The 23,151-nt window shown below is 58.5% G+C and carries 18 protein-coding genes and 6 tRNA genes; 15 read left to right on the top strand and 9 right to left on the bottom strand.

Features of this window, described 5'->3' with window-relative positions; translation table 11 throughout:
• The first annotated feature begins 91 nt into the window (after positions 1-91).
• The 4 genes from GPK94_RS01080 to GPK94_RS01065 are packed head-to-tail and all read left to right on the top strand — an operon-like array spanning position 92 to position 4,616.
• Complete coding sequence (locus GPK94_RS01080) at positions 92-1,582, top strand: DUF512 domain-containing protein (RefSeq protein WP_215653977.1); 1,491 nt, start codon at positions 92-94, stop codon at positions 1,580-1,582.
• Positions 1,579-2,904, top strand: coding sequence for a ribosome biogenesis GTPase Der (gene der / locus GPK94_RS01075; protein ID WP_101692941.1), 1,326 nt, complete (start codon positions 1,579-1,581; stop codon positions 2,902-2,904). Before GPK94_RS01080 ends, der begins: the two co-directional genes overlap by 4 nt.
• Positions 2,905-2,907: 3 nt before the next feature.
• A complete protein-coding gene (locus GPK94_RS01070) occupies positions 2,908-3,618 on the top strand; it encodes a glycerol-3-phosphate acyltransferase (protein WP_101692942.1) in 711 nt (236 codons plus the stop codon).
• Complete coding sequence (locus tag GPK94_RS01065; protein ID WP_101692943.1) at positions 3,615-4,616, top strand: NAD(P)H-dependent glycerol-3-phosphate dehydrogenase; 1,002 nt, start codon at positions 3,615-3,617, stop codon at positions 4,614-4,616. The genes GPK94_RS01070 and GPK94_RS01065 overlap by 4 nt, the downstream gene beginning before the upstream one ends.
• 160 nt (positions 4,617-4,776) lie before the next feature.
• Here GPK94_RS01065 and GPK94_RS01060 read toward each other — a convergent pair whose 3' ends face one another.
• Both GPK94_RS01060 and GPK94_RS01055 read right to left on the bottom strand, forming a co-directional pair.
• Entirely contained in the window at positions 4,777-6,054 is a 1,278-nt protein-coding gene (locus GPK94_RS01060; RefSeq protein ID WP_101692944.1) for an adenylosuccinate synthase, read from the bottom strand.
• A 145-nt stretch (positions 6,055-6,199) separates the two neighbouring features.
• Entirely contained in the window at positions 6,200-6,868 is a 669-nt protein-coding gene (locus GPK94_RS01055; protein ID WP_215653975.1) for an RsiV family protein, read from the bottom strand.
• Between the two features lie 191 nt (positions 6,869-7,059).
• Here GPK94_RS01055 and GPK94_RS01050 point away from each other — a divergent pair, with 191 nt between their 5' ends.
• From GPK94_RS01050 to GPK94_RS01015, 8 genes are all read left to right on the top strand, one after another.
• Positions 7,060-7,371 carry a YerC/YecD family TrpR-related protein gene (locus GPK94_RS01050; protein ID WP_101692946.1) on the top strand — a complete coding sequence of 104 codons (312 nt, stop codon included), beginning with the start codon at positions 7,060-7,062 and terminating at the stop codon, positions 7,369-7,371.
• The gene (locus tag GPK94_RS01045; protein ID WP_101692947.1) at positions 7,358-8,110 is read left to right on the top strand and encodes a class I SAM-dependent methyltransferase; all 753 of its coding nucleotides are present in this window, start codon (positions 7,358-7,360) and stop codon (positions 8,108-8,110) included. The genes GPK94_RS01050 and GPK94_RS01045 overlap by 14 nt, the downstream gene beginning before the upstream one ends.
• Positions 8,111-8,115: 5 nt before the next feature.
• Entirely contained in the window at positions 8,116-8,994 is an 879-nt protein-coding gene (gene hslO, locus GPK94_RS01040) for an Hsp33 family molecular chaperone HslO (RefSeq protein ID WP_215653973.1), read from the top strand.
• Between the two features lie 151 nt (positions 8,995-9,145).
• Positions 9,146-9,221 (top strand) — tRNA-Val (locus GPK94_RS01035).
• A gap of 4 nt (positions 9,222-9,225) precedes the next feature.
• Positions 9,226-9,302, top strand: a tRNA-Asp gene (locus GPK94_RS01030).
• A gap of 3 nt (positions 9,303-9,305) precedes the next feature.
• Positions 9,306-9,381 (top strand) — tRNA-Phe (locus GPK94_RS01025).
• A 55-nt stretch (positions 9,382-9,436) separates the two neighbouring features.
• Positions 9,437-9,512, top strand: a tRNA-Gly gene (locus GPK94_RS01020).
• Between the two features lie 47 nt (positions 9,513-9,559).
• Positions 9,560-9,634 (top strand) — tRNA-Cys (locus tag GPK94_RS01015).
• Between the two features lie 134 nt (positions 9,635-9,768).
• Here the strand turns inward: GPK94_RS01015 and GPK94_RS01010 are convergent.
• A complete protein-coding gene (locus GPK94_RS01010) occupies positions 9,769-10,947 on the bottom strand; it encodes an IS3 family transposase (protein ID WP_215653970.1) in 1,179 nt (392 codons plus the stop codon).
• A gap of 234 nt (positions 10,948-11,181) precedes the next feature.
• Here GPK94_RS01010 and GPK94_RS01005 point away from each other — a divergent pair, with 234 nt between their 5' ends.
• From GPK94_RS01005 to GPK94_RS00995, 3 genes are all read left to right on the top strand, one after another.
• Positions 11,182-12,228, top strand: a complete 1,047-nt coding sequence (locus tag GPK94_RS01005) for an ATP-binding protein (protein ID WP_215653969.1) — start codon at positions 11,182-11,184, stop codon at positions 12,226-12,228.
• Between the two features lie 264 nt (positions 12,229-12,492).
• Positions 12,493-12,984 carry a hypothetical protein gene (locus GPK94_RS01000; protein ID WP_215653968.1) on the top strand — a complete coding sequence of 164 codons (492 nt, stop codon included), beginning with the start codon at positions 12,493-12,495 and terminating at the stop codon, positions 12,982-12,984.
• Between the two features lie 602 nt (positions 12,985-13,586).
• Entirely contained in the window at positions 13,587-16,175 is a 2,589-nt protein-coding gene (locus GPK94_RS00995) for a LamG-like jellyroll fold domain-containing protein (RefSeq protein ID WP_215653967.1), read from the top strand.
• 70 nt (positions 16,176-16,245) lie between these two features.
• Here the strand turns inward: GPK94_RS00995 and GPK94_RS00990 are convergent, their stop codons facing one another.
• The 6 genes from GPK94_RS00990 to fdhF all read right to left on the bottom strand — a co-directional run bounded on the left by GPK94_RS00990 (position 16,246) and on the right by fdhF (position 23,142).
• Entirely contained in the window at positions 16,246-16,701 is a 456-nt protein-coding gene (locus GPK94_RS00990) for a MarR family transcriptional regulator (protein ID WP_215653966.1), read from the bottom strand.
• A 36-nt stretch (positions 16,702-16,737) separates the two neighbouring features.
• Positions 16,738-18,033, bottom strand: coding sequence for a M18 family aminopeptidase (locus GPK94_RS00985; RefSeq protein ID WP_215653965.1), 1,296 nt, complete (start codon positions 18,031-18,033; stop codon positions 16,738-16,740).
• A gap of 164 nt (positions 18,034-18,197) precedes the next feature.
• Positions 18,198-18,274: transfer RNA gene (locus tag GPK94_RS00980), tRNA-Arg, on the bottom strand.
• A gap of 313 nt (positions 18,275-18,587) precedes the next feature.
• Positions 18,588-19,328: an N-acetylmuramoyl-L-alanine amidase gene (locus tag GPK94_RS00975; protein ID WP_186963627.1), complete on the bottom strand. Its 741-nt coding sequence runs from the start codon at positions 19,326-19,328 to the stop codon at positions 18,588-18,590.
• A 51-nt stretch (positions 19,329-19,379) separates the two neighbouring features.
• Positions 19,380-20,093 (bottom strand): formate dehydrogenase accessory sulfurtransferase FdhD, encoded by a 714-nt coding sequence (locus GPK94_RS00970; RefSeq protein ID WP_215653963.1) that lies wholly within the window; start codon positions 20,091-20,093, stop codon positions 19,380-19,382.
• A gap of 334 nt (positions 20,094-20,427) precedes the next feature.
• Complete coding sequence (fdhF, locus tag GPK94_RS00965; RefSeq protein ID WP_215653961.1) at positions 20,428-23,142, bottom strand: formate dehydrogenase subunit alpha; 2,715 nt, start codon at positions 23,140-23,142, stop codon at positions 20,428-20,430.
• Positions 23,143-23,151 lie beyond the last annotated feature (9 nt).

Below are 23,151 nucleotides of genomic sequence, written 5' to 3'. Positions count from 1 at the left end.
TTCCGGGTCTGTATTACAATGTATCTATATATGTCCCCTTCACCGTTGGGCCGCTGGGCGGTCCGGCGGCGGGGGAGAGTGAGGGAGCGCTATGAGCCTGACAAAGATCCAGAGCATCGATCCGGGCAGTCCGGCCCACCGGGCGGGCCTGCGCCCGGGTGAGACGGTCACGCAGGTAAACGGACACGCCATCGTGGATGTGCTGGACTACAAATTCTATACCTATGACCCCAGCCTGGAGCTGGTGCTCCGGGCGGCGGACGGAACGGAGCGGACGGTCTCCCTGGAGAAGAACGTGGGCGAGGATCTGGGGCTCAATTTTGAGACCTATCTGATGGATAAGGCCCGCTCCTGCGCCAACAACTGTATCTTCTGCTTTGTGGACCAGATGCCCCCCAACATGCGAGAGACGCTGTATTTTAAGGATGACGACGCCCGGCTCTCCTTCCTGATGGGGAATTATATCACGCTGACCAACCTGTCCGAGCGGGAGATCCAGCGCATCATCGACCTGCGGGTCAGCCCCATCAACATCTCGGTCCACGCCACCGACCCGGAGCTGCGCCGGCAGCTGCTGAAAAACTGCCGGGCCGGGGAGTGTCTGGACATCATGCGGCGCTTTGCCGGGGCGGGCATCACCATGAACTGTCAGGTAGTGGCCTGCCCGGGCATCAACGACGGCCCCGCCCTCCAGCAGACCATGGAGGAGCTCTCCGCCCTCTGGCCGGGGGTGAACAGCGTGGCGGTGGTGCCGGTTGGCCTGACCAAGTTCCGGGAGGGCCTGTGTCAGCTGGAGCCCTATACGCCTGAGGGCGCGGCCGCGGTCATCGACCAGGTGGAGGCCTTTGCCGCCCGCTCTCTGGCCGAGCGGGGGACCCGGATGGTCTGGTGCTCCGACGAGTTCTATCTGAAGGCGGGCCGTCCCCTCCCCGACGAGGAGAGCTTTGAGCGCTTTGTCCAGCTGGAAAACGGCGTGGGCATGCTGCGCCTGCTGGAGAGTGAGTTCCATGCCGCCCTTCTCAGCGTGGAGGGGGACGAGGAGCCCTCCTCCTTTACCATCGCCACCGGACTGGCGGCCGCCCCCACCATTGAGAAACTGGTGGAGGAGGCCCGCGGGAAATGCCCCGGCCTCCAGGGCCAGGTAGTCCCCATCGTGAACCACTTCTTTGGAGAGAATATCAATGTGGCCGGACTGGTGACCGGAAGGGACCTGATCGAACAGCTCCGGGACCAGACCCTGGGGGAGCGGCTGCTCATCCCGGTGAACATGCTCCGCCATGAAGAGAACGTGTTCCTGGACGACACCACCATCGAGGCGGTGGAGGAGGCCCTGCACGTGACGGTGGTCCCCGTGGAGCAGGACGGCGGCGCGCTGCTGGATGCTCTCTTTGACGTGGACTGGGACGACGGCGGCGCCGTGGAGTGGGTCTCCTGCGAGGACGAGGAAGACGAGGACTCCTGGGACGACGCCTATGAGGAAACCGACGGGGAGGGGGATGCCTTCCCGACCGATACGGAAGACTATTACCGCTATAACCCGCCGCGCAGACGGCGGACGGAAGAGGAGTGTGAGCCGAAATGAAACCGTTAGTCGCCATCGTGGGCCGGCCCAACGTGGGCAAGTCCATGCTGTTCAATAAGCTGTGCGGACAGCGGCTGTCCATTGTGGAGGATACCCCCGGCGTCACCCGGGACCGGCTGTACGCCGAGTGTGAGTGGCGCAACCGCAAATTCAATATCGTGGACACTGGCGGCATCGAGCCGGGCACCGACAACGAGATCCTGGCCTTCATGCGCGCCCAGGCGGAGATCGCCATCCAGAACGCCACGGTCATCATCTTCGTGTGCGACATCAAGACCGGACTCACCGCCTCCGACCACGAGGTGGCCAAGATGCTCCTGAAGTCGGGCAAGCCGGTGGTCCTGGCCATCAACAAGATGGACCAGGTGGGCCACACCAACCCGGACATCTATGAGTTCTACAACCTGGGTCTGGGCGATCCCATCCCGGTCTCGGCCGTCCACGGCCACGGCACCGGCGACCTGCTGGACGCCTGCTTTGAGTACTTCCCCCCCGAGGAGGAAGAGGAGCTGGACGACGACGTCATCAAGGTGGCCATCATCGGCAAGCCCAACGTGGGCAAGTCCAGCCTGGTGAACCGCATCCTGGGCGAGCAGCGGGTCATCGTCTCCAACATGGCGGGCACCACCCGGGACGCGGTGGACAGCTACTTTGAGAATGACAAGGGCAAGTACCTGCTTATCGACACCGCCGGCATGCGGAAGAAGTCCAAGGTGGACGATCCCATCGAGAAGTTCTCCGTCCTGCGGGCCACCATGGCCATTGAGCGCAGCGACGTGTGCCTCATCCTGATCGACGCCAACGAGGGCGTCACCGAGCAGGACACCAAGGTGGCGGGTCTGGCCCACGAGGCGGGCAAGGCCTGCATCATCGTGGTCAACAAGTGGGACGCCGTGGAGAAGGACGACAAGACCATGGACCATATGCGGGAGGAGGTCCGCCGGGATCTCTCCTACATGCCCTATGCGCCCATCCTCTTTATCTCGGCCCTGACCGGCCAGCGGGTCCCCCGCCTCTTTGAGCTCATCAACTATGTCAACGACCAGGCGGCCATGCGCATCACCACCGGTATGCTCAACACCCTCCTGGCCGACGCCACCGCCCGGGTGCAGCCCCCCAGCGACAAGGGCCGCCGCCTGAAGGTCTTCTATATGACCCAGGTGGGGGTGCGTCCGCCCCACTTTGTCTGCTTCTGCAACGACGCAAAGCTCTTCCACTTCTCCTACCAGCGCTATCTGGAGAACCAGATCCGCAACACGTTCGGCCTGGAGGGAACGCCCGTGCGTCTCACCATCCGGCAGAAGAGCGACAAGGAGGGGTAAGGGATGCTGGACTCCTTTCGCGCGCTGGTCAACGGCGGGCCGGACTGGGCCATGAACGCTCTGCCCAACCCCATCCTGCTGGCCGTTCTGGCGGTGGTCATCGCGGTGTTCTCCTACTTCCTGGGCTGCTCCAACGGAGCGATCATCGTGTCCAAGTATATCCTGCACAACGACGTGCGAAATCACGGCAGCGGCAACGCGGGCCTGACCAATTTCCACCGGGTCTTTGGCGGAAAGCTGACGCTGGTGGTCATCCTCTCCGATGTGGTGAAGGCCATCGTGGCCATCTGCCTGGCCCTCTTCGCCGTGTGGCTGGTGGGCTGGCCAGGCCTGTCGGTGGGGGCCAAGTACTGGGCGGGCCTGTGGTGCCTGCTGGGACACATGTTCCCCTGTATGTTTGGGTTCAAAGGGGGAAAGGGCATCCTCTCCGGCGGCGCCATCGCCATCATGATGGACTGGCGTATTGCGCTGGTGGTCTGGGGGGGATTCCTGATCCTGGCCATCCTCACCAAGTATGTGTCCTTGGGCTCCTGCTGGGCGGGGGCCAGCTTCCCCTTCGCCACCTGGTTTGTGTACCACAGTGTGGCGCTCACCCTGCTGGCCGCGCTGATCGGCGGACTGATCCTCTGGAAGCACCGGGGGAACATCCAGCGTCTGATCCAGGGAAACGAGTCCAAATTCAGCCTGCATAAAAAGAAGGAGGGGTCCCAATGAAGACGGCGGTATTGGGCAGCGGCGGCTGGGGCACGGCTCTGGCCATGGTGCTGCTGGAAAACGGAAATGAGGTCACGCTCTGGTCCTATCAGGAGGCCGAGTCCCGCGTCCTGCGGGAGACGGGCGAGAATCCCATGCTCAAGGGCGTGCCTCTGCCCCGGGAGCTGGCGCTGACCAGCGACCTGAACTGCGTCCGCGGATGCGCCATGGTGGTCCTTGCCACCCCGTCCTTTGCGGTGCGGACCACCGCCCGGAGCCTGAAGGGAGTCCTGGACCCCGGAACCGTGGTGGTATCGGTGTCCAAGGGCATTGAGAAGGACACCTCCCTGACCCTCACCGACGCCATCGAGCAGGAGCTGGGGCCGGACCATCCGGTGGTGGCCCTGTGCGGTCCCTCCCACGCGGAGGAGGTGGGGCGGAAGGTGCCCACGGCGGTGGTATCCGCCTCCCGGAACCAGAAGGCCGCCGAGTTGGTGCAGGATCTCTTCATGAACGAGCGCTTCCGGGTCTATACCTCTCCCGACATCGTGGGCGTGGAGCTGGGCGCCGCCCTCAAGAACATCATCGCCCTGTGCGCCGGCTGCTGCGACGGCATGGGATTCGGCGACAACACCAAGGCGGCCCTGATGACCCGGGGACTTACCGAGATCGCCCGCCTGGGCGTGGCCATGGGCGGCCGGAAGGAGACCTTTGCGGGCCTCACCGGCGTGGGCGACCTGATCGTCACCTGTACCTCCATGCACTCCCGCAACCGCCGCTGCGGCATTCTGATCGGGCAGGGCGTCCCGGTGCAGGAGGCCATCCAGCAGATCGGCGCGGTGGTGGAGGGTTACTACGCCACCGCCACCGGAAAGGAGCTGGCCGAGAAGATGGGGGTGGAGATGCCCATTACCGAGGCGGCCTACTCCGTTCTCTATGAGGGGAAGGACCCCCGTAAAGTCATTACCGAGCTGATGACCCGGGCCAAAAAGCACGAGATCGAGGACAGCTGGCTGTAACGGTCTTCAAAAAAGCCCTCGGCAGAGTTTTGCCGCCCGCAGGCGGCTGTATCCCCTCGAAAAAATGCTTGCATTTTTGAGAAGCGTGTCGAAGTTTTTCGACACGCATAAAAAGGCAGACAGCCACAGGCTGTCTGCCTTTTTGATCCTCGCGTTTTGATTACTTGCGCAGGGCGATCTCGTGGCGCTTGGGGCCGGTGGAGACAATGGAGATGGGGTAGCCGATGTGGCGCTCCAGGAAGTCCACATAGTCCTTGGCGGCCTGGGGGAACTGGCTGTAATCGGTGATGCCCCGCATATCGCACTTCCAGCCGGGCAGCGTTTCGTACACGGGCTTAGCCTTCTCCAGCAGAGCGGGCACGGGGAAATCCGTGGTGACCTTGCCGTCGATCTCATAGCCGGTGCAGACCTTGATCTCATCCAGGTAGCCCAGGCAGTCGATGGCGGTCAGGACCACCTGGGTGGCACCCTGGACCATGCAGCCGTACTTGGTGGCCACAGCGTCAAACCAGCCCACACGACGGGGACGGCCGGTGGTGGCGCCGTACTCGCCGGCATCGCCGCCCCGGCGGCGCATCTCCTCGGCCTCCTCGCCGAAGATCTCGCTGACGAAAGCGCCCGCGCCCACGGAGGAGGAGTAGGCCTTGGTGACCACCACCACGTCGCGGATGGCCGTGGGAGGCACCGCGCCGCCCACCGTGCCGAAGCCGGCCAGGGTGTGGGAGGAGGTGGTCATGGGGCAGATGCCCAGGTTGGGGTCCTTCATGGAGCCCAGCTGGCCCTCCAGCAGGATCTCCTTGCCCTCGGCCAGGGCCTGGTGGACATAGGTCACCGCGTCGCCCACATAGGGCTTGAGGCCATCCCGATAGCCCATCAGCTCTTCAAAGAGGGCGTTGGGATCCAGGAGGGGCTTGTGATAGAGGTGCTCCATGAGCACGTTTTTCAGGGTGCAGATGTGCTCCAGCTGCTCCTTCAGGCGGGCCTCGTCGTAGAGATCGGCCACCTGAATGCCGATCTTGGCATATTTGTCCGAGTAGAAGGGGGCAATGCCGGACTTGGTGGAGCCAAAGGCCTTTCCGGCCAGGCGCTCCTCCTCATAGGTGTCCAGCAGAATGTGGTAGGACATGAGCAGCTGGGTGCGCTGATCCACGATCACGTGGGGAGCGGGGACGCCGCCGTCCTCCAGGGTCTTGAGTTCCTTGAGAAACGCGGGGACATTCAGCGCCACGCCGTTTCCGATGATGTTGGTGGTGTGGGGGTAAAAGACGCCCGAGGGGAGCTGATGCAGGGCGAATTTACCGTAGTCGCAGATGATGGTGTGGCCGGCATTGGCACCGCCCTGAAAGCGGATGACCACGTCGGACTTTTCGGCAAAGAGGTCGGTGATTTTTCCCTTACCCTCGTCGCCCCAGTTTGCGCCAACAATTGCTTTGACCATAATGAGCCTCCTGCCGCGGGGATTCGCGCATTGGCCTTTTCCCGCGCGCAAACGTCGCTGCCTGCGGACGTTGTCCCCAAAACAGCGGTGATATTATATCGCGTTTTTTCTGGGATGACAAGGCGTAAAAGTCGAAAAAATCACCTTATTTTTTCGTGACAGCAGCAGAAAAGAAAAAGCGCGGGGCGCCGGCCGAGGGGGCTGCGAGGGTGTCCGGCGCGAACCAGACGGTCACTCCTTCCGGGGTGAGAAAGAACTGCTCCGGCTGAAAATACCGGCGCAGCATGGCTGCAGAATCGGGGCGGAAGGGCTCACCCGAGGCGGTCCGGGCGGCCATTTGATTCGAAATTTCTTCCAGCAGCCGATGCTTCCAGCGGCGTCCCCCCGGCAGGAAGCCGCGCAGGGGAAGGGGAGACCCATCCAGGAGGGACCAGGTATCCCCGTGCTGCTGGGCGCGTTGGACCCCGGACCGCTTCTCCTCCACCTGCCAGGTCAGACTGAGGACTTCCGGAGTTTGCAGGGTGAGGGTATAGTCCAATGTGGCCTCCCACGGGGAAAAGGAGGCCCCCTCCGCCAGGGCGGCCTTCTGGGCGGCGCAGGCCCGGGTATAGAGGACACCGGTCCAGCGGCTTCGCCAGGCGTCGGAGAGCTGGCGGTAGTAGCGGTTGATCCTGCGCGCGCCCCGGCTGTCGCTCACCAGGCGGGGCAGGCAGCAGGAGATGCGCAGGACGGGCGCGCCATTCAGCTTCAGCTGCTGCACAAAGCGGCTGGGCTGTATGGGGATCTGTCCGCCGTGGATGGATATGGAAGTCATGGGTCAGGCCCCCTTTTCTCATTCAAACAAACTCTGTACGCAGTATATGGGAGGAGATGTTAAAAGGTGTTTCTGTGAAAAAAATCGGAAAACCTGTTTACTTTGCCGATTCACTTTGGTAAAATACATATGGCCCTGTTGTTGAGCCGATCCGGTACGGGGCAAGCTTAAAAAAGCGGGAGGTAACCGTTTTGCCTAAAAACATGAAAAAGGAGCAGGGAGACCTGCTTTATGAGACCATTTTGTCTCTCAAGGATCTGGATGAATGCAAAAAGTTCTTCTCCGACCTGTGCACCATGGCGGAGCTGCGCGCCATGGAGCAGCGCTTTGAAGTGGCGCTGCTTCTCAGCGACGGAATGATCTACAACGACATTCTGGAGCGCACCGGCGCCAGCAGCGCCACCATCAGCCGTGTGAACCGCTCGCTCCAGTATGGCGCGGACGGCTATCAGACCGTTCTTCCCCGCGTCAAGGAGAAGCTGAAAGCCAATGGCCAGCTATGAGTTTTTGGCCGGGTGCTATGACGAGCTGACCACCGATGTGAAATACGCCCAGTGGGCTGACTATCTGGAGAAGCATTTTGCCCGTGCCGGGATCGGGATCCATACGGTATTGGATCTGGCCTGCGGCACGGGCAGTCTCACCTGGGAGCTTGCCCGCCGGGGCTATGAGATGATCGGCGTGGATCTCTCGGAGGAGATGCTGGCCCAGGCCAATGAAAAGGGCGTGGAGCAGGAAGTGGCCGAGCGGCCCATTTTCCTCCATCAGTCCATGGACCGGCTGGACCTCTACGGGACCATCGACGCCTGCGTGTGCTGCCTGGACAGCGTGAACTATGTCACCCGTCCGGCGCTGCTGCGCAAGGCCTTTGAGCGGGTCCATCTCTTCCTGATGCCGGGGGGCATGTTCATCTTTGACATCAACACGCCCGAGAAGCTGCGTGGGCTGGACGGACAGGTCTTTTTGGACGAGACAGAGGACACCTACTGCGTCTGGCGGGCGGAGTACTCCAAGCGGAGAAGGATCTGCACCTACGCCATGGATCTCTTCTGCCGGACGGAGGACGGCCTCTGGGAGCGGGGCGAAGAGCTCCACGAGGAATATGCCTATGAGCCCGACGAGCTGGAGGAGATGCTCCGTGCCGCCGGGTTCCGGAAGATCACACGCTATGGAGAGCGGATCATGCGCCGGCCCCGGGCAGGGGAAGAGCGGATCTTCTTTGTGGCACGAAAGGAATTATAAGGAATATGTCAGATCAAATTGTACGGGTGCTGGCCAAAGACGCACCGATCAAGGCCAGTGCCATTTCAGCGCGGGACCTGGTGGAGCGCTCCCGGCAGATCCATAAGACCCTGCCGGTGGCGACCGCTGCCCTGGGCCGGGCGCTGATGGGCTGCTCCATGATGGGCAATCAGCTCAAGGAGGAGCACGGCACCGTCACCTTGCAGATCAAGGGCGGCGGACCGCTGGGCTCTATCACGGTCACGTCGGACAGCGAGGGAAATGTCCGTGGCTATGTCCAGAACGGTGAAGTGGAGCTGATGGAGAAGGTCCCGGGCAAGCTGGACGTGGGCCAGGCGGTGGGCGTGGACGGCACGCTGACCGTCATCAAGGATATCGGCCTGAAAGAGCCCTATGTGGGCAGCATCGGCCTGCTGTCGGGGGAGATCGCGGACGACATCACCGCCTATTTCGCGGAGAGCGAGCAGATCCCCTCGGCCTGCGCCTTGGGCGTGCTGGTGGACACCGACCAGAGCGTACTGTGCGCGGGCGGATATCTGATCCAGCTCCTGCCCGGCGCGGATGACGAGGTCATCAGCAAGATCGAGCGGGGCGTCCATGCGGTGGGGCCGGTCACCACGGCGCTGAAGGAGGGCATCTCCGCGCTGGAGCTGGTCCGCCGGGTCCTGAGCGATTTCGAGCTGGAGGTCCTGGAGGAGTCTCCAGTGGAGTACCGCTGCTATTGCAGCCGGGAGCGGGTCAGCCGCGCCCTGATCAGCATGGGACGGGAGGAGCTGACTGCCCTGCTGGAGGAGCAGGGGAGTGCGGAGCTCACCTGCCAGTTCTGCGATGAGGTCTATCATTACAGCCGGGAGGATCTGGAGAAACTGCTCTCCGAGATCTGACCGGACAGGCCGCCGGACGGGATTTTTACCCGGCCCGGCGGCCTGTAAAAAGGCCTTCAAAAAAATATGAAAAAAGTGGTTGACATCTCGGGGAAAGCCTGCTATAATAACATCCGTCGTGTGAGACACGACAGCGAAAGAGAATGAATGAGGGAGCATAGCTCAGCTGGGAGAGCGCATGCCTTACAAGCATGATGTCACAGGTTCGAGCCCTGTTGTTCCCACCAGTATGGCGCGGTAGTTCAGTTGGTTAGAACGCCGGCCTGTCACGCCGGAGGTCGAGGGTTCAAGTCCCTTCCGCGTCGCCATATGCCTCTGTAGCTCAGTTGGTAGAGCAGGGGACTGAAAATCCCCGTGTCGCTGGTTCGATTCCGGCCGGAGGCACCAAAACCCTCTGAGATACATATCGTATCTCAGAGGGTCCCGAAAGGGTCTGCACGATGCAGGTGTAGCTCATCTGGTAGAGCGCCACCTTGCCAAGGTGGAGGTAGCGAGTTCGAGCCTCGTCACCTGCTCCATGTACGAAAGTACATACAAAAGAGAACAGTTCCGCTGTTCTCCATATGGCGCCATAGCCAAGCGGTAAGGCAGAGCTCTGCAAAAGCTTTATTCCCCAGTTCGATTCTGGGTGGCGCCTCCATATGAACGAAGTCCGCTTTTCGAACATTTTTATCGAAAAGCGGACTTCTCATTTTTGGAAAGCCTTGATACACAAGGCTTTCCTTTTCTTATATTTTAGCTATGGCTTTTTGAAAATCATAAAATGCAGAAGTATTATTTTTGCTCTGTGACGCTATTTGAACACTCGTTTTCAATAGAACCGGTATAATACTTTTCTTCAAAAGCTTGCGGTGTCTGATACTTTAGCGTTTGGTGAGGACGATCTTCATTGTAGTATCGAACAAATTCCTCAACACTCTTGTAAAAACTTCGTTCTGAGGTATACTCTCTGCGGTATGCCTCTTCTTTTTTGAATGTGGCAAAAAAGGATTCAGCAACTGCATTGTCGTGAGGGCGGCCAGTAGCGGAAAAGGACTGTTTGACACCGTACTTTTGAAGAAGTTTTGTGAAAGCAGCAGATGTGTACTGCGTTCCACGATCACTATGGAATGTCAGATTTCTGGGTTTGCCGCGCTCCTGATAAGCATTTCGAAACGTGGTAGTAACTAAGTTTGTACTGGCATTACGCGATACTTTGTAACCCACAATCTTTCGGGAATAGAGATCCAAAATCATACAGAAATATACCCAATAGCTGTTGACTTTAAAGTAAGTAATATCACTGACCCATATTTGGTTTGGATGCTCCGCAGTAAACTCTCTTTCGAGTAAATTGCGTTTTGCATATTGTTGCCGCTTTTTGTACTGCTTTTTCGCATCTGTGCGAATGCTGTGAAGATCCAACTCACGCATAATTGCTGAGATTCGTTTCGTACTAACACGTATCCCGTTTTGTGCTAAAACTGCCCTGATTTTTTCAGCACCAAATCGCTGCTGATTATCATCAAAAATCTGCTGTACTTTCAGCATCAGTTCTTGCTGCTCCTTTTCTCGTTTACTGCGGTCTGCACGACGGAAGATGTGATTATAGAATGTTCCGCGTGCAACATCCAATGCTTCACACAACTCATATACACTGTATGGATTATTCTCTTGTGTGTAGATCCCTTCCAATGTAACCAACTTTTCCTGAAGTGGCACGCGGCTGAGGTAACCAGACGCTTTGATGATCTCCATTTCGTGTTCCAGCTTTGTTAAGTGTCTTGTGACAGTATCAAACTCCGCTGGAGTATAAGTGCGGTTGGGCGTTTGGATGGAACAGTACTGCTTGCGCCATTGGTAGATAGTGCTTTGTGAAATGTCTAATTCCTGACTCAGTATTTTGATTGATACCCCCTTTTCGTAGCGCTGAATGGTTTGCTTTTTGAATTCTGCTGAGTATTTGGTTGACATACATTCATCTCCTTTCTGGTGATGAATGTATTTTATCAGTATGTCTATAATGTGGAGTAGAAATATGTTAAAGCCATCCGTAAAGCCTATTTGACTACAATGTTCTACTGACTTGCCATAACGCTTTTATAATAATTGTAGAGAGAAAAATTATTATATTTGTTGTTTTTTTCTTCAATAGGATTTATACTTGGATAAAATAACTAGGGTGAAGAAGATAGCGGGAGGTGTCAAATGGAACCATTGATTTCAAAATTAAACATTTCAATGTTTAGAGGGATTAGAGCATTAGATCTTGATCACCTCTCACGTATCAATGTGTTAATTGGAGCCAATAACAGTGGGAAAACTAGTATCTTAGAAGCAATTAGGCTTATATCTCAACCCTATAACATTGGTACTTTAATGCAAGTTGCCTTTCTTCGGACTCCTGTCACAATGCGTAAAATAAAGTCGGTCGAATACTTTTCCTCGATTTTTGTAAAAGAGACAGAAACTGATGGAAAATCCCATTACTCCTTAGCCTTCGAGACGGTGATAGATAATATATCATATAAATATGAGGCGGGTGGAGACATAGGAGAATTAACCGATAGTGCTGGCGGATCGGATAAAATTTTTTCGTTAACAATTAAAGTTATACAAGAAGATAAAAAGCCGGTATATATCAGTCATAATATAAAAAATAGCATTATTGAGAGTTTTGAGTCTTCATCAGAACCATTATTTCATGGCACATACCTTCATTCTGGTGTTTCGTATTATAGGAGTTGTATCAAACTTCTGTCTGATTCTATTATAAATGAGCAGAAAAAAGAAATTTTGGACATCATTCGGTCGTTTGATCCTAATGTAGAAGATATTAGTATTGTTGGTGAGGATATTTATCTCCATAATGCTATTTCTGGCACTTTGCCTCTATTTTCTTATGGTGCTGGTTTACAAAAAGCTGTGTTATTAACGGCCTTACTTGCAGGCAATCAAAATGGAATCTTATTAATCGACGAAATTGACAATGCCATTAATATATCGGCTTTTCAAGAGATCTTTTCTTGGTTCATAAATGCGTGTAGGCGTTTTAATATACAAGCATTTGTAACTACTCACAGCGCCGAAGCTATAGATGCAATATTGGAAAACTGTTGCGTTGAGACTATGGATGATATACGAATTATTACTCTAAGAAAAGAAGCAAATGAACATAAAACTAGGGCTATAGTTCGGACTGGTAAAGAGGCCATCAGAGATCGATCCGAGTTTGAGATGGAGTTACGAGTATGAGATCTATTATACTTTGTGAGGGCAAAGATGATCTTTGGTTTATCGCTTATTTTCTCCATAAAACTAATGGATGGGTAAGGCTTTAAGAAAACTTGGCCTTATTATAAAATTAAACCTAAAGATCATACTCAAGATGTTCAGTATATTACTAGTGGTGCTAATCACCCCCGTGATTATGCTTCTGTATGGGCAGTTGGCGGTCAGGATCGAATACAGGATGCTATAAATGATATTCTCCACATTAACTCCAGTTATCCCCACAATATGATTGAATCTATCGTAATCATTAAGGATTGCGACGCTCGCAAACACGATGATGTCGTCAATGAGATAGCAACTTGGTTTTCCGACACTATCACATTAGAAAATCATAAAATTTGCAAATATACGATATCAGCTAGCGGACAGCAGATTGCGATGCAGATTATGCCTATCGTTATTCCTTTTGATAGTGAAGGTGCAATTGAAACTGTATTACTGCATGCTTTAGCAGAACATGGAGAACAAGAAAGCTTTATCGCTGAACAAGCCAGTAAATATGTGCATGATTTGATTGCTTCGGAGAAATTAAGCAACTATTTGACACATAACCGGCAAATCACTAAGGCAGAGTATTCAGCGGCTATTGCAATTACTAACCCAGACCACTCTACTGAATTATTTAAAGGATTAGCCATGGCTTGTCCTTGGGAAGAAACTGAAGCTATCGCTACACATTACGGTTGCATTTCCACGGCAATAGCCTCTTGCCAATAATCATTCATCGTTGAGAATTTATTAATCAAATAACAGGTGTTTGGCTAACTGTACTTATTTTGCTAATCTGAATGCGTCTCTCCTTTTGATGCCTTGCTATATCGTGGAGATAACGGCATCTATACTTTACAGACAAGACAAAGAAACACCAGCCAATCGGCTGGTGTTTCTTTTTGTACCTGGGAATTTTAAAGTGTTCGTTTAGGCAAAACGTTTATAAGGGACATCGGTCTGCCGGCCGGTGTCCCTTGCTGTATTTTGGTGATTTGTTCCGGGCGGAAAGTCCCATGTAAAGCGGAGTGAATCAGAAGCTGCACCCAGTTCCAGCTCTGTTTTCAAACTATGCCTTTTATTTACAGTACGATCGAAATTGCCATTCTGAAAAATAGAAGAAAACCAAACGGAAAGGCTGGACAAATGGCATAAAATGCGGGGGAATGCAATTCTGCGGTGGAATATGCGCCACGGCGCTGATTTTACAGGTGTTTTGCATAAGATGCGTTGTACAGTTTACACGGAGTTTTTAGAATAGTAGATGGACCGAGCCACGGGCGAGATCTCCCGGTTGGAGCGGTAATCTATAAAAAGGGATGGATAGAGACATGCACTGGAAACGCAATTTTTCTGGTATGCTGGCTGCGACTTTGCTGATCGGCACGATGCCTGCGGCGATGGCCTGGGAGGCCCCCGCGGTGGACGGCTGGCAGGAGGCCGGAAGAGAGGGCGTCGCCGCGCGCTTTTTTGTGGGCAGCGATACGCACATCGGCCGGGGCGGCGCGGATGAGAAGGTCGCCAATGCGCTGGATGTGTTTTATCAGGTAGACCCCCAGGCCGACGGAGTGCTCTTTGTGGGCGACCTGACCGACAGCGGATCGGAGGCGCAGTATGACCGGCTCATGAGCATCATCAACGAGAGCGATCTGGGCGCGGCCGGAAAAGTCGTTCTCTCCATGGGCAACCACGACATGGGCGGGGGCATTGACCGCTTTGAGTCCAAGACCGGGCAGGAGTCCAGCGAAGTGTTGGACCTGGGCGGGATCACCGTCATCAAGATGACGCCGGTGGGCGGAAGCAATTACACCGGAGACTATGACATGGTCAAGGCGGCGCTGGAGCAGGCCGATCCCGATGAGCCGGTCATCGTCATGGGCCACCACGGCATCCGCGATACCGCATATGTGACCAACGAGTGGTACGGCAACTACGGAGAGGGCACGGACCGGGACCTGACCCAGCTCTTTGAGCAGTATCCCCAGGTGATCCACATCTCCGGCCACTCCCACTCCACGCTGGAGGACGCCCGCTCCATCTATCAGGATGACGGCTATACTGCCATTCAGGACAGCACCATCGGCGCCTATTTCGAAAATGAGAGCGGCAAGGTGGACCCGGTCACCGGACAGGCCTCTACCTATCCCTACGATGCGGAGTACTCCTCGCAGGCCCTGCGGGTGGATGTGATGGAAGACGGCACGGTGGAGATCTACCGGATGGACCTGACCGAAGGGACGTATATGTACGAGTCTGAGCCCTGGGTCTTTGACGGCGGAAACGATGGCGAGCGTCCCTACACCGAGGAGCGCACGTCTTCCGCGGCGCCCTCCTTTGCAGAGGGGTCTGTGGTGACCGTCAGCGATGTGACCGGCGACTCCATGGTGGTGCATTTCCCCACTGCCGCGGAGGCGACCGGGGACAATGCAGACATGATCCATGAGTACTGGATCACGCTGACCAACACCGCCGATCAGAGCAAGGTGGTCCGCAAGGTGTTTTCCGACTACTATAAAGAGGACCGCCAGAGCGAGATGTCCGTGAAGATCACCGATCTGAATGGCAACACCACCTATTCCATCCAGGTGGAGGCGGTGACCTCCTTTGATGCCATCAGCAATCCCATCGTGGCCGAGGAGGACGTGACCACCGGCGCCGGTTATGTGCCCACCTATCCCGCCGAGGCCATCTTTGACGTGGACTTTGCAGAAAAGGACAATGGCGCCGATGCCGCCGGCCACACCCAGACCGTGTTTGGCGAGCCCTCCTACCGCGTGGATGAGGAGCTCAACCGCACCGTGGCTGTGTTTGACGGCCAGAACGACGGCCTGCGCTACTCCATGACCAGCGAGGACTACGCCAAGCTCACCAAGAACTACACGGTGGAGCTCTTCTATAAGCCTCTGGACAACAAGAACAACAACCCCATGGGCAATACGCAGGTCTCCGGCTTCTGCTTCGAGCAGAAGGGCGGCACCAACACCCTTCAGTTCTGGTCCCATATCGGCGGCAGCTACAAGACACCCGAGGTGGATGTGGCGGCCAATGAATGGAACCACATCGTGGGTACCTATGACGGAGAGAACGTCAAGATCTATCTCAACGGCGAGCTGAAGGACTCCGTTCCCGCCTCCGGCAGCATGAAGGAGCCCCCTCACTACCTCTTCCTGGGCGGCGACACCACCTCCGGCGGCGAGCTGGAGTACCAGGCAAACTGTGAGATCGCGCTGGCCCGAGTGTACACCGGCACGATGACGGCGGAAGACGTGCAGAAGGCCTATGAGGCCGCCATGACCCCCGTGGAAGAGCCCGAGGAGACCGCTGTGACCGTCTCGGTCAGCGGCCCGGAGAAGGCGGGCCAGAACGCCCGCGTGCCCTACACCTTCGCACTCAACGGCGATGTGACCGGGCTCAAGACCGTGCATCTGACCTTTGACATCCAGGGACAGGGCATGTTCACCGACACCCAGGCCCTGGAGGCCGCCGAGGGCTTCCAGCTGCTGGGCCAGAAGAAGACCGCTCTGGAGGATGGCGTCCGGTATGACGTGGTTCTCAGCTACGGCCTGTCCGATGCGGAGGCCATGGCGGAGCTGAAGGAGATGCTGGAGCTGTATGTCCGCACCACGGAGCAGAGCGGGGAGGTGCAGGTCACCCTGCGCAATGTTCTGGTCAACGACGGCGTTCAGGCTCAGGTGGATGCGGCTGCGTCCGCGGTACACACGGCGGTGAGCGACCTGTTCGATGTGGACGGCGACGGCGATCTGGATCTCAACGACATCGCGGCGGCTCAGGACTACTACCAGGCCAAGGAGGGCGATGCCAACTGGACCGAGGCCCAGAAGGCGGACGTCAACCAGGACGGCGCAGTCAACCTGCAGGACCTGGTGGAGCTGGCCAAGGCCTACCTGGACGTGGTGTAAGGCCTGCTTATCTCCAAGAGAACGCATAAAAGATTCCCCCTGCCGCAGTCAAGCGGCAGGGGGAATTGGTTTATGGGGCGGAGGACTGTATCTCCTCCAAGGTCTGGCAGGAGCGCTCGGCCAGGATTTGCAGGGTGTGGAGCAGCTGCTCCTGGGTCTCAGGGGGAAGTTCCCGGGTCAGAGAGTCGGTCCAGTGGTCCCGCAGGCGGTAGACCCGTTCGATCAGGGGACGGGCCTGCTCTGTGACATACAGATGGCGTACCCGCCGGTCGTGGGGGTCGGGCTCCAGATAGACATAGCCCTGCTCACTGAGCTTCTGCACGGCCTTGGTGACCGTGCCCTTGTCGAAATGTCCCAGCTTGGCCAGGTCATACATGGTAATGCCCTCGTGCTCCGCGATGCGCAGGAGAAAAAACTGCTGCCCGCTGCCGATCTGATCGGGCTCCAGGGTGAGATCAAAATACCGGTTGGTATTGCGCTGCAAGATGGAGATATACCGCAGGATGGTAATAGACTCGTGTTTCATGGATTTGCCTCGTATGGATGGAGCGTCACGGCCTGCTCAGAGGGAGTAGAGGCCGTCCCCACAGCAGGTAAAGGGACGCTGGTAGAAGGCACGGACCGCGGCGGTCATGTGGGCGATATCCTTGGTGCCGGCCGTCTCCACGGCGGAGTGCATGGCCAGCTGGGCCAGGCCGATGTCCAGCATGGGGGAGGAGACGCTGTGGCCCTGGAGATTGCCCAGGGTGGAGCCGCCGGGCATATCGGCCCGGTTGGCAAAGCGCTGGACGGGGATCTGGGCCTCCCGGCAAATCTGCTCAAAGAGGGCGGCGCTGACGGCGTCCGTGGTATATTTCTGGGAGGCGTTGACCTTGATGACCACGCCGCCGTTCATGCGGGGCGCATTCTGGGGATCGGACTTTTCCGGATGATTGGGGTGGATGGCGTGTCCGTTGTCCGCCGAGAGGATGAGGGAGTTGGCGGCGATCTGCCAGGCGTCCTGGGCACCCTGTCCCAGACAGTGCAGGATACGGTGAAGGGTGTCGGACAGGAAGGTCCCCTCCGCGCCCTGGCGGCTGGAGGAGCCCACCTCCTCGTTGTCCAGCATGCCCCACACACCGGCAACAGCGGGCTGGGGCTCACTCTCCAGGAAGCCCAGAAGGGTGGTGGCGGCGCACTCCAGATCATCGATCCGGGGACTCATGAAAAAGGCCCCGTCCGGTCCGATCCGGGTGGCCTTCTGCCGCACGGCCAGGCAGAGATCCCAGGTCAGGATGTCGGCGGGCGCGACGCCGGCCTCTTGAGCGATCAGCTCCAGCAGGGTCGGACAGCCGGCCTCGCCGTAGAGGGGCTGGAGATCCACCTGGGGGTCCCATTTGCGTCCGTCGTTGACGCCCCGATCAAAGTGGATGGCGACGCTGGGGATGGTGAGAAGATCCCGGTCCAGATAGACCAGGCGGCTGGCCAGACCCTCCGCTGTGCGGACCACCACCCGTCCGGCCAGGGTGAGGGGACGGTCCAGCCAGGTGCCCATCAGCATACCGCCGTAGCCCTCGGTCTCCAGCTTGGTGTACCCGGCCTGCTCCACACAGGTGTTCTTGACCCGCCAGGTGGGGGCGTCGCTGTGGGAGAGGGCAAGGCGCCAGCCGCGGATGGGCTGGACAGGGAGCCGGAAGGCCAGCACGGCCGAGCCGTTTCGGGTGACATAGTAGGAGCCGCCCGGCGCGAGGGCCCAGGGAGCGGATTCCTCCAGCCGGAGAAAACCCGCCTCCTCCAGGCGGCGGACGGATTCCGCCGCCGCGTGCCAGGGGCTGACGCCTGCATCCAAAAAGGAAAATACAGAGGAGATATGATCCATCAGTTCCAGATCCTTTCTAACAGAGAAGGTGATATCCGCTTGGGAGCGGCCCTGGAGAGGGCCGCTTTTTCTATTATACAGGGGATACTTGGAAAGAGCAACGTGTGGGCAGGGAACGGAGGATAAAACAAAAGAGAGACATGACTCACGTCACATCTCTCTTTTGGTACGGCTGAAGGGATTCGAACCCCCGACCTTTTGGTTCGTAGCCAAACACTCTATCCAGCTGAGCTACAGCCGCATACCGTTTCGCGATTACTTATCGCTGACAGCTCAATTATATTAGCACATCATTTGGAAAAATGCAAGCCTTTTTTTGCAAAAAAATAAAAAAAGAAAAAGCACGTGCTCCGACGTGCCCGCTGAGATGGTCTGCCCCTGCGACGGGGAACCGCTGCTCCCCGCCGCAGGACAGTGTGAATAGAAAAGAGAGGGAAGAGAGAGGAGGAGTTTTTTCTGTGTCATTTGCTTCCTGACGAGGATATCTTACCAGCTTTGCGCGGGAAATGGATGGACAGTTTGCAAACGGTATATGAACTTTCTGTGAACGCCGATCAGACCAATGTAATGAAATCGGAACTGGCCCATCCCACCATCCCGTCAAACCGGACGGAATACCAGTCCTGCCACTGCCCTAGAACGGTAAGGGGCGCGCCGTCGTAGGCCTTGGCCAGGACGGAGGAGGCGGTGTCCGGGCGGTCCCGGATGTTGAGATAGCCCCAGTTCACATCCACCACCGCCGGTCTGGGGGGCTGTGGCTCCAGGAAGGGGAGGGAGAAGTACTCGGTCAGAGCCAGCACGATGCTGCGGGCGATGGCGTCCAGATTGCCCTTGACCCAGGCCGCGTCGTCGGGGTTGTCGTGATATCCCAGCTCCAGGAATACGGAGGGGGCCCGGACCCGCCGCACCTCGCCGATGGAGGTGGTGGGCTCCGCCCGGACCTTGTTGGGGAGGGGGTAGACTGTCTTCAGGTTATCGGCAATCAGATTGGCAGCCTCCTGGCCCTGGATACTGCCGGGGAAGTAAAAGACCAGCACGCCCCGGACCTGTCCATAGCGCCCCTCCGGCGCCGCGTTGGAGTGGAGGGCCAGGTGCAGGTCATAGGTCCCGGCGTTGGAAGCTCGGATGGAGGAGAGGGCGGTCATATCCGGCGTATTGCGGACATAGCGGATGCCGCTGGCCGAGAGGTAGGGGACCATGGCGTCGGCCAGACGGTTCATCCACTCCTCTTCGGTGCCCCCGGTGACATACAGGTTGTTCTCCTGGGTAGAGGGGGAGAGATAAATGATGGGCATAGGAACAGACCTCCTTTTAGCCCATCCTATGAATCGGGGGAGAAAGCGGTGCTAACGGGCGGGATCGATGCGCTCCGGGCAGGCGTAGAGGTTCATCCGCTCCCCGCGGATGAAGCCCGCCAGAGTGATCCCGTGGGCGCGGGCCAGCTGGATGGCCCGGTCGGTGGGGGCCCCCTTGGAGAGCACGATGGGGATGGCGGCCCGGGCGGCCTTTTCCATCATATCGGCGGAGAGGCGCCCGCTGACCGCCAGAACACAGCGGCACAGGGGGATATGGTGGAGCAGGGCGTGCCCAATGATCTTGTCCACGGCGTTGTGTCGGGCCAGATCCTCCCGGGAGATGAGAGAACTGTCCGGGAGGGAGAGGGACACGCAGTGTACCCCGCCGGTGCGCTGGAAGAGAGCGGAGGCACTCAGGTTCCGTCCCATGATGGCGTAGGCCGCCGAGGCGGGCAGGCGGATGTCCTCCGGACGGTCCGGGGCTGAGGGCGCGGCCGCGGGGGTACGCGTCACATAGGCGGTGTGCCGGTCAGGGGAGAAGGAGAGGGTATGCAGCTCCCCGGCCGACGACAGATAGCCCCGGCAGAAGAGGTTCCCGGTCACCAGCTCCTCCAGGTGGGCGGGGGAACAGGAGAGGAGGAGGGAGTCGGTCCCGTCGATCTCCACCCGAAGGGGGTGCTCGACCACCACCTCGTCCTGCCCAGGGGTGTCGGTGGAACGGGAGACGTGGACCACGTCGCACAAAACAGAGAGAGCGTCAGTCATACAAAATCCTCGTAGAAAAAAGGGGCGGCCATGGGAACTCCCGTGGCCACCCACAGACGGTCAAAAGGTGTACTGCTGCGATCAGTGCTGCAAGAGCCTCGCAGAGTTCCGCCGTCCGCAGACGGCGGAAGAGAGTCAAATTGTGTTTTCCGGCGGCGTGTACGTCGGAAAACACTCTGCTCAGGCCACAAGTGTACGAGTGTCAGCGAGTGCATGCGGTGGCCTGTATCCCCTCGAAAAAATGCCTGCATTTTTGAGAAGCGTGTCGAAGTTTTTCGACACGCTGGGGGGGCGGCCATGGAAACTCCCGTGGCCGCCCAGGGTGGGTTGATAGTTATGCCTTTGTGATCTGGATGGCGCAGACCTTGTACTCGGGGGCCCGCGCGATGCGGTCCAGCGCCGCGTTGGTCAGCCAGTTGCAGTTCCCCTCCAGGTAGTGGAAGGGCATCCAGCACTCGCCGGGGGAGGTCTTGCCGCTGACCCGGGCCGTGGTCTCGATGGTGCCCCGGCGGGAGGAGACACGGATGGTGTCGCCGTCGGCGATGCCCAGGCGTCTGGCGTCCTGGTCGTTGAGCTCCAGGAAGGAGCCGCCGGCGATCTCCACGATCTCGGGCGTCTTGTCCGTCATGGCGCAGGCGTTGTAGTGGTAGAGGATGCGTCCCGTCATCAGGAGGAAGGGATAGCTCTCATCGGGCAGCTCCATGGAGGGGACGTAGGCGTAGGGGGCGAAGAGGCCCCGTCCGCGGCTGAACTGTCCCACGTGGAGGATGGGGGTGCCGGGATGTTCCGGCGAGGGGCAGGGCCACTGGAGACCCTGGCCGTGGAGCTCCTCGCTGTCCAGCCGGGCGTGGCTGATGCCGCCGTAGCTGGGCGTCAGGGAGGAAATCTCCTCCATGATCTGAGCGGGGGTGAGGTGGGGCTGGGGATATCCCATCCGGTTCATGAGCTCGGTGAAGATCCAGGTGTCGGGCTTGGCATTCCCCGGGCTGGGGACCGCCTTGCGGACCCGCTGGACCCGCCGCTCGGTGTTGGTGAAGGTGCCTTCCTTCTCGGCGTAGCTGATGCCGGGCAGGACCACGTCGGCCAGCTTGGCGGTCTCGGTGAGGAAGAGCTCATCCACCACCAGGAAGTCCAGCGCGCTCAGGGCGCGGCGGACGTGGTTGGTGTCGGGATCGGTGCGCATGGGGTCCTCACCGAAGATGAACAGGCCACGGATGGTCCCCTCCAGCATGGCGGGGAAGCAGTCGGTGGCGAACATGCCCGGCTCGGCGGGGAGGGAGACCCCCCAGGCCTGCTCGAATTTGGCCCGCACCTCGGGGTTGGTCACCTTCTGATAGCCGGGGAAGTCGGTGGGGGAGGCGCCCATGTCGCAGGCGCCCTGGACGTTGTTCTGTCCGCGGATGGGATTGACGCCGCAGCCGGGACGGCCCAGCTTGCCCACCAGCATGGCCAGGTTGGACAGGGACATTACGCCCTCGGTGCCGCTGGAGTGCTCGGTCACGCCCAGGCAGTAGAGGATGGGGGCCCGGTCGGCCTTGGCGTAGAGCCGGGCGGCGGTGCGCAGATCCTCGGGATCGATGTGGCAGATCTCGGCCACCCGCTCGGGGGTGTAGTCCTTGACCAGATCCCGCAGGGCCTCGAAGCCCTCGGTGCGCGACTCGATGAAGGACCGGTCCTCCAGGCCCTCCTCCAGAATGACGTGCATCATTCCGTTGGCGAAGGCCACGTTGGTGCCGGGCTTGAGTTTCAGATGGACGGCAGCCTGCTTGGACAGGCCGATGTTGCGGGGATCGACGACGATCAGCTTGGCGCCGCGCTGAAGCGCCTGGCGGATCTGCATACCGAAGACGGGGTGAGCCTCCTCGGGATTGGAGCCGACGAGCAGAATCACGTCGGACTCACGGGTCACATCGGCGATGGTGTTGGTCATCGCGCCGGACCCCAAAGTGGTTGCCAGACCGGCAACTGTGGGGGCGTGTCACACACGTGCGCAGTTGTCGGTATTGTGATTACCGAAACAAGTGCGCACCATCTTCTGAAGCATGTAAATGTCTTCGTTGGTGGAGCGGGAACAGGCAAAGCCGGCCAGCGCGCCGTTGCCGTACTCCCGCTTGATGGCCTGGAACTTGGAGGCCACCAGGTCCAGCGCCTCCTCCCAGGAGGCTTTGCGGAATTCTCCGGTGGAGCGATCCTTGATGAGAGGATCGGTCAGACGTCCGTTGGAGTGGATGAAGTCATAGGAGCCGTAACGGCCCTTGACGCAGAGGGTGTTGTGGTTGGAGGGGCCGTCCGCGGCCTCCACGCCCACGACCTTGTTGTCCTTGACCATCAGATAGTACTGACAGCCCACCGCGCAGTGGGGACAGGTGGTGAGCACTTTTTTCTCCACCTGCCAGGGGCGGTAGTTCTGCTTGCGCTTGGAGGTGAGGGCGCCGGTGGGACAGGCGGCCACACAGTTGCCGCAGGACTCACAGTTGCTCTCCCGCCAGGGCATGCCGAAGGCCGGGCTGATGACCGACTCAAAGCCGCGCTCCATGGTGTCGATGGCGCCGCAGCCCACGATCTTGTGGCAGGTGTTGACGCACCGGTGGCACAGGATGCACAGATTAGGATCATAGGTAAAGAAGGGGTTGGAGTCATCCACAGGGCGGTTGCTCATCTCGCCGGGGCAGGAGGTCTCCTTCACCCCGTACTCATAGCACAGGTCCTGGAGCTTGCACTCGCCGTTGGAGGGGCAGGAGAAACAGTTGGTGGGGTGGTTGGAGAGGAGCATGTCCAGAATGCCCCGCCGGGCTTTCACCACGGCCTCGCTCCGGGTCAGGATGGCATCCCCCTCGGAGCAGTGGGCGGAACAGGCGGTGTCCATTTTGGACCGGCCCCGGTTCTGGATCTCCACCGTACAGATCCGGCAGGAGCCGTCGGGCATGAGACCCTTGATGTGGCAGAGGGTGGGGATCTTGACCCCGACCCGCTCGGCCGCCTCCAGGATGGTCGTGCCCTTTTCTACCTCGACGGGGATGCCGTCGATGGTAACGTGCAGCAAACTCATAGCAGTGAT

The sequence above is a fragment of the Pseudoflavonifractor sp. MCC625 genome (genome assembly GCF_018784545.1).
Classification (GTDB): domain Bacteria; phylum Bacillota; class Clostridia; order Oscillospirales; family Oscillospiraceae; genus Pseudoflavonifractor_A; species Pseudoflavonifractor_A gallinarum.
Note: the sequence above shows the minus strand (reverse complement) of the source record. Positions and strands in the feature narration are given on the sequence as shown.

What these genes read in the sequence shown, in the direction of transcription:
- GPK94_RS01080 (WP_215653977.1), top strand. Translation starts at nt 92, where the DNA reads ATGAGCCTGACAAAGATCCAGAGCATCGATCCGGGCAGTCCGGCCCAC.
- der (WP_101692941.1), top strand. Translation starts at nt 1,579, where the DNA reads ATGAAACCGTTAGTCGCCATCGTGGGCCGGCCCAACGTGGGCAAGTCC.
- GPK94_RS01070 (WP_101692942.1), top strand. Translation starts at nt 2,908, where the DNA reads ATGCTGGACTCCTTTCGCGCGCTGGTCAACGGCGGGCCGGACTGGGCC.
- GPK94_RS01065 (WP_101692943.1), top strand. Translation starts at nt 3,615, where the DNA reads ATGAAGACGGCGGTATTGGGCAGCGGCGGCTGGGGCACGGCTCTGGCC.
- GPK94_RS01060 (WP_101692944.1), bottom strand. Translation starts at nt 6,054, where the DNA reads ATGGTCAAAGCAATTGTTGGCGCAAACTGGGGCGACGAGGGTAAGGGA.
- GPK94_RS01055 (WP_215653975.1), bottom strand. Translation starts at nt 6,868, where the DNA reads ATGACTTCCATATCCATCCACGGCGGACAGATCCCCATACAGCCCAGC.
- GPK94_RS01045 (WP_101692947.1), top strand. Translation starts at nt 7,358, where the DNA reads ATGGCCAGCTATGAGTTTTTGGCCGGGTGCTATGACGAGCTGACCACC.
- hslO (WP_215653973.1), top strand. Translation starts at nt 8,116, where the DNA reads ATGTCAGATCAAATTGTACGGGTGCTGGCCAAAGACGCACCGATCAAG.
- GPK94_RS01010 (WP_215653970.1), bottom strand. Translation starts at nt 10,947, where the DNA reads ATGTCAACCAAATACTCAGCAGAATTCAAAAAGCAAACCATTCAGCGC.
- GPK94_RS01005 (WP_215653969.1), top strand. Translation starts at nt 11,182, where the DNA reads ATGGAACCATTGATTTCAAAATTAAACATTTCAATGTTTAGAGGGATT.
- GPK94_RS01000 (WP_215653968.1), top strand. Translation starts at nt 12,493, where the DNA reads ATGATTGAATCTATCGTAATCATTAAGGATTGCGACGCTCGCAAACAC.
- GPK94_RS00995 (WP_215653967.1), top strand. Translation starts at nt 13,587, where the DNA reads ATGCACTGGAAACGCAATTTTTCTGGTATGCTGGCTGCGACTTTGCTG.
- GPK94_RS00990 (WP_215653966.1), bottom strand. Translation starts at nt 16,701, where the DNA reads ATGAAACACGAGTCTATTACCATCCTGCGGTATATCTCCATCTTGCAG.
- GPK94_RS00985 (WP_215653965.1), bottom strand. Translation starts at nt 18,033, where the DNA reads ATGGATCATATCTCCTCTGTATTTTCCTTTTTGGATGCAGGCGTCAGC.
- GPK94_RS00975 (WP_186963627.1), bottom strand. Translation starts at nt 19,328, where the DNA reads ATGCCCATCATTTATCTCTCCCCCTCTACCCAGGAGAACAACCTGTAT.
- GPK94_RS00970 (WP_215653963.1), bottom strand. Translation starts at nt 20,093, where the DNA reads ATGACTGACGCTCTCTCTGTTTTGTGCGACGTGGTCCACGTCTCCCGT.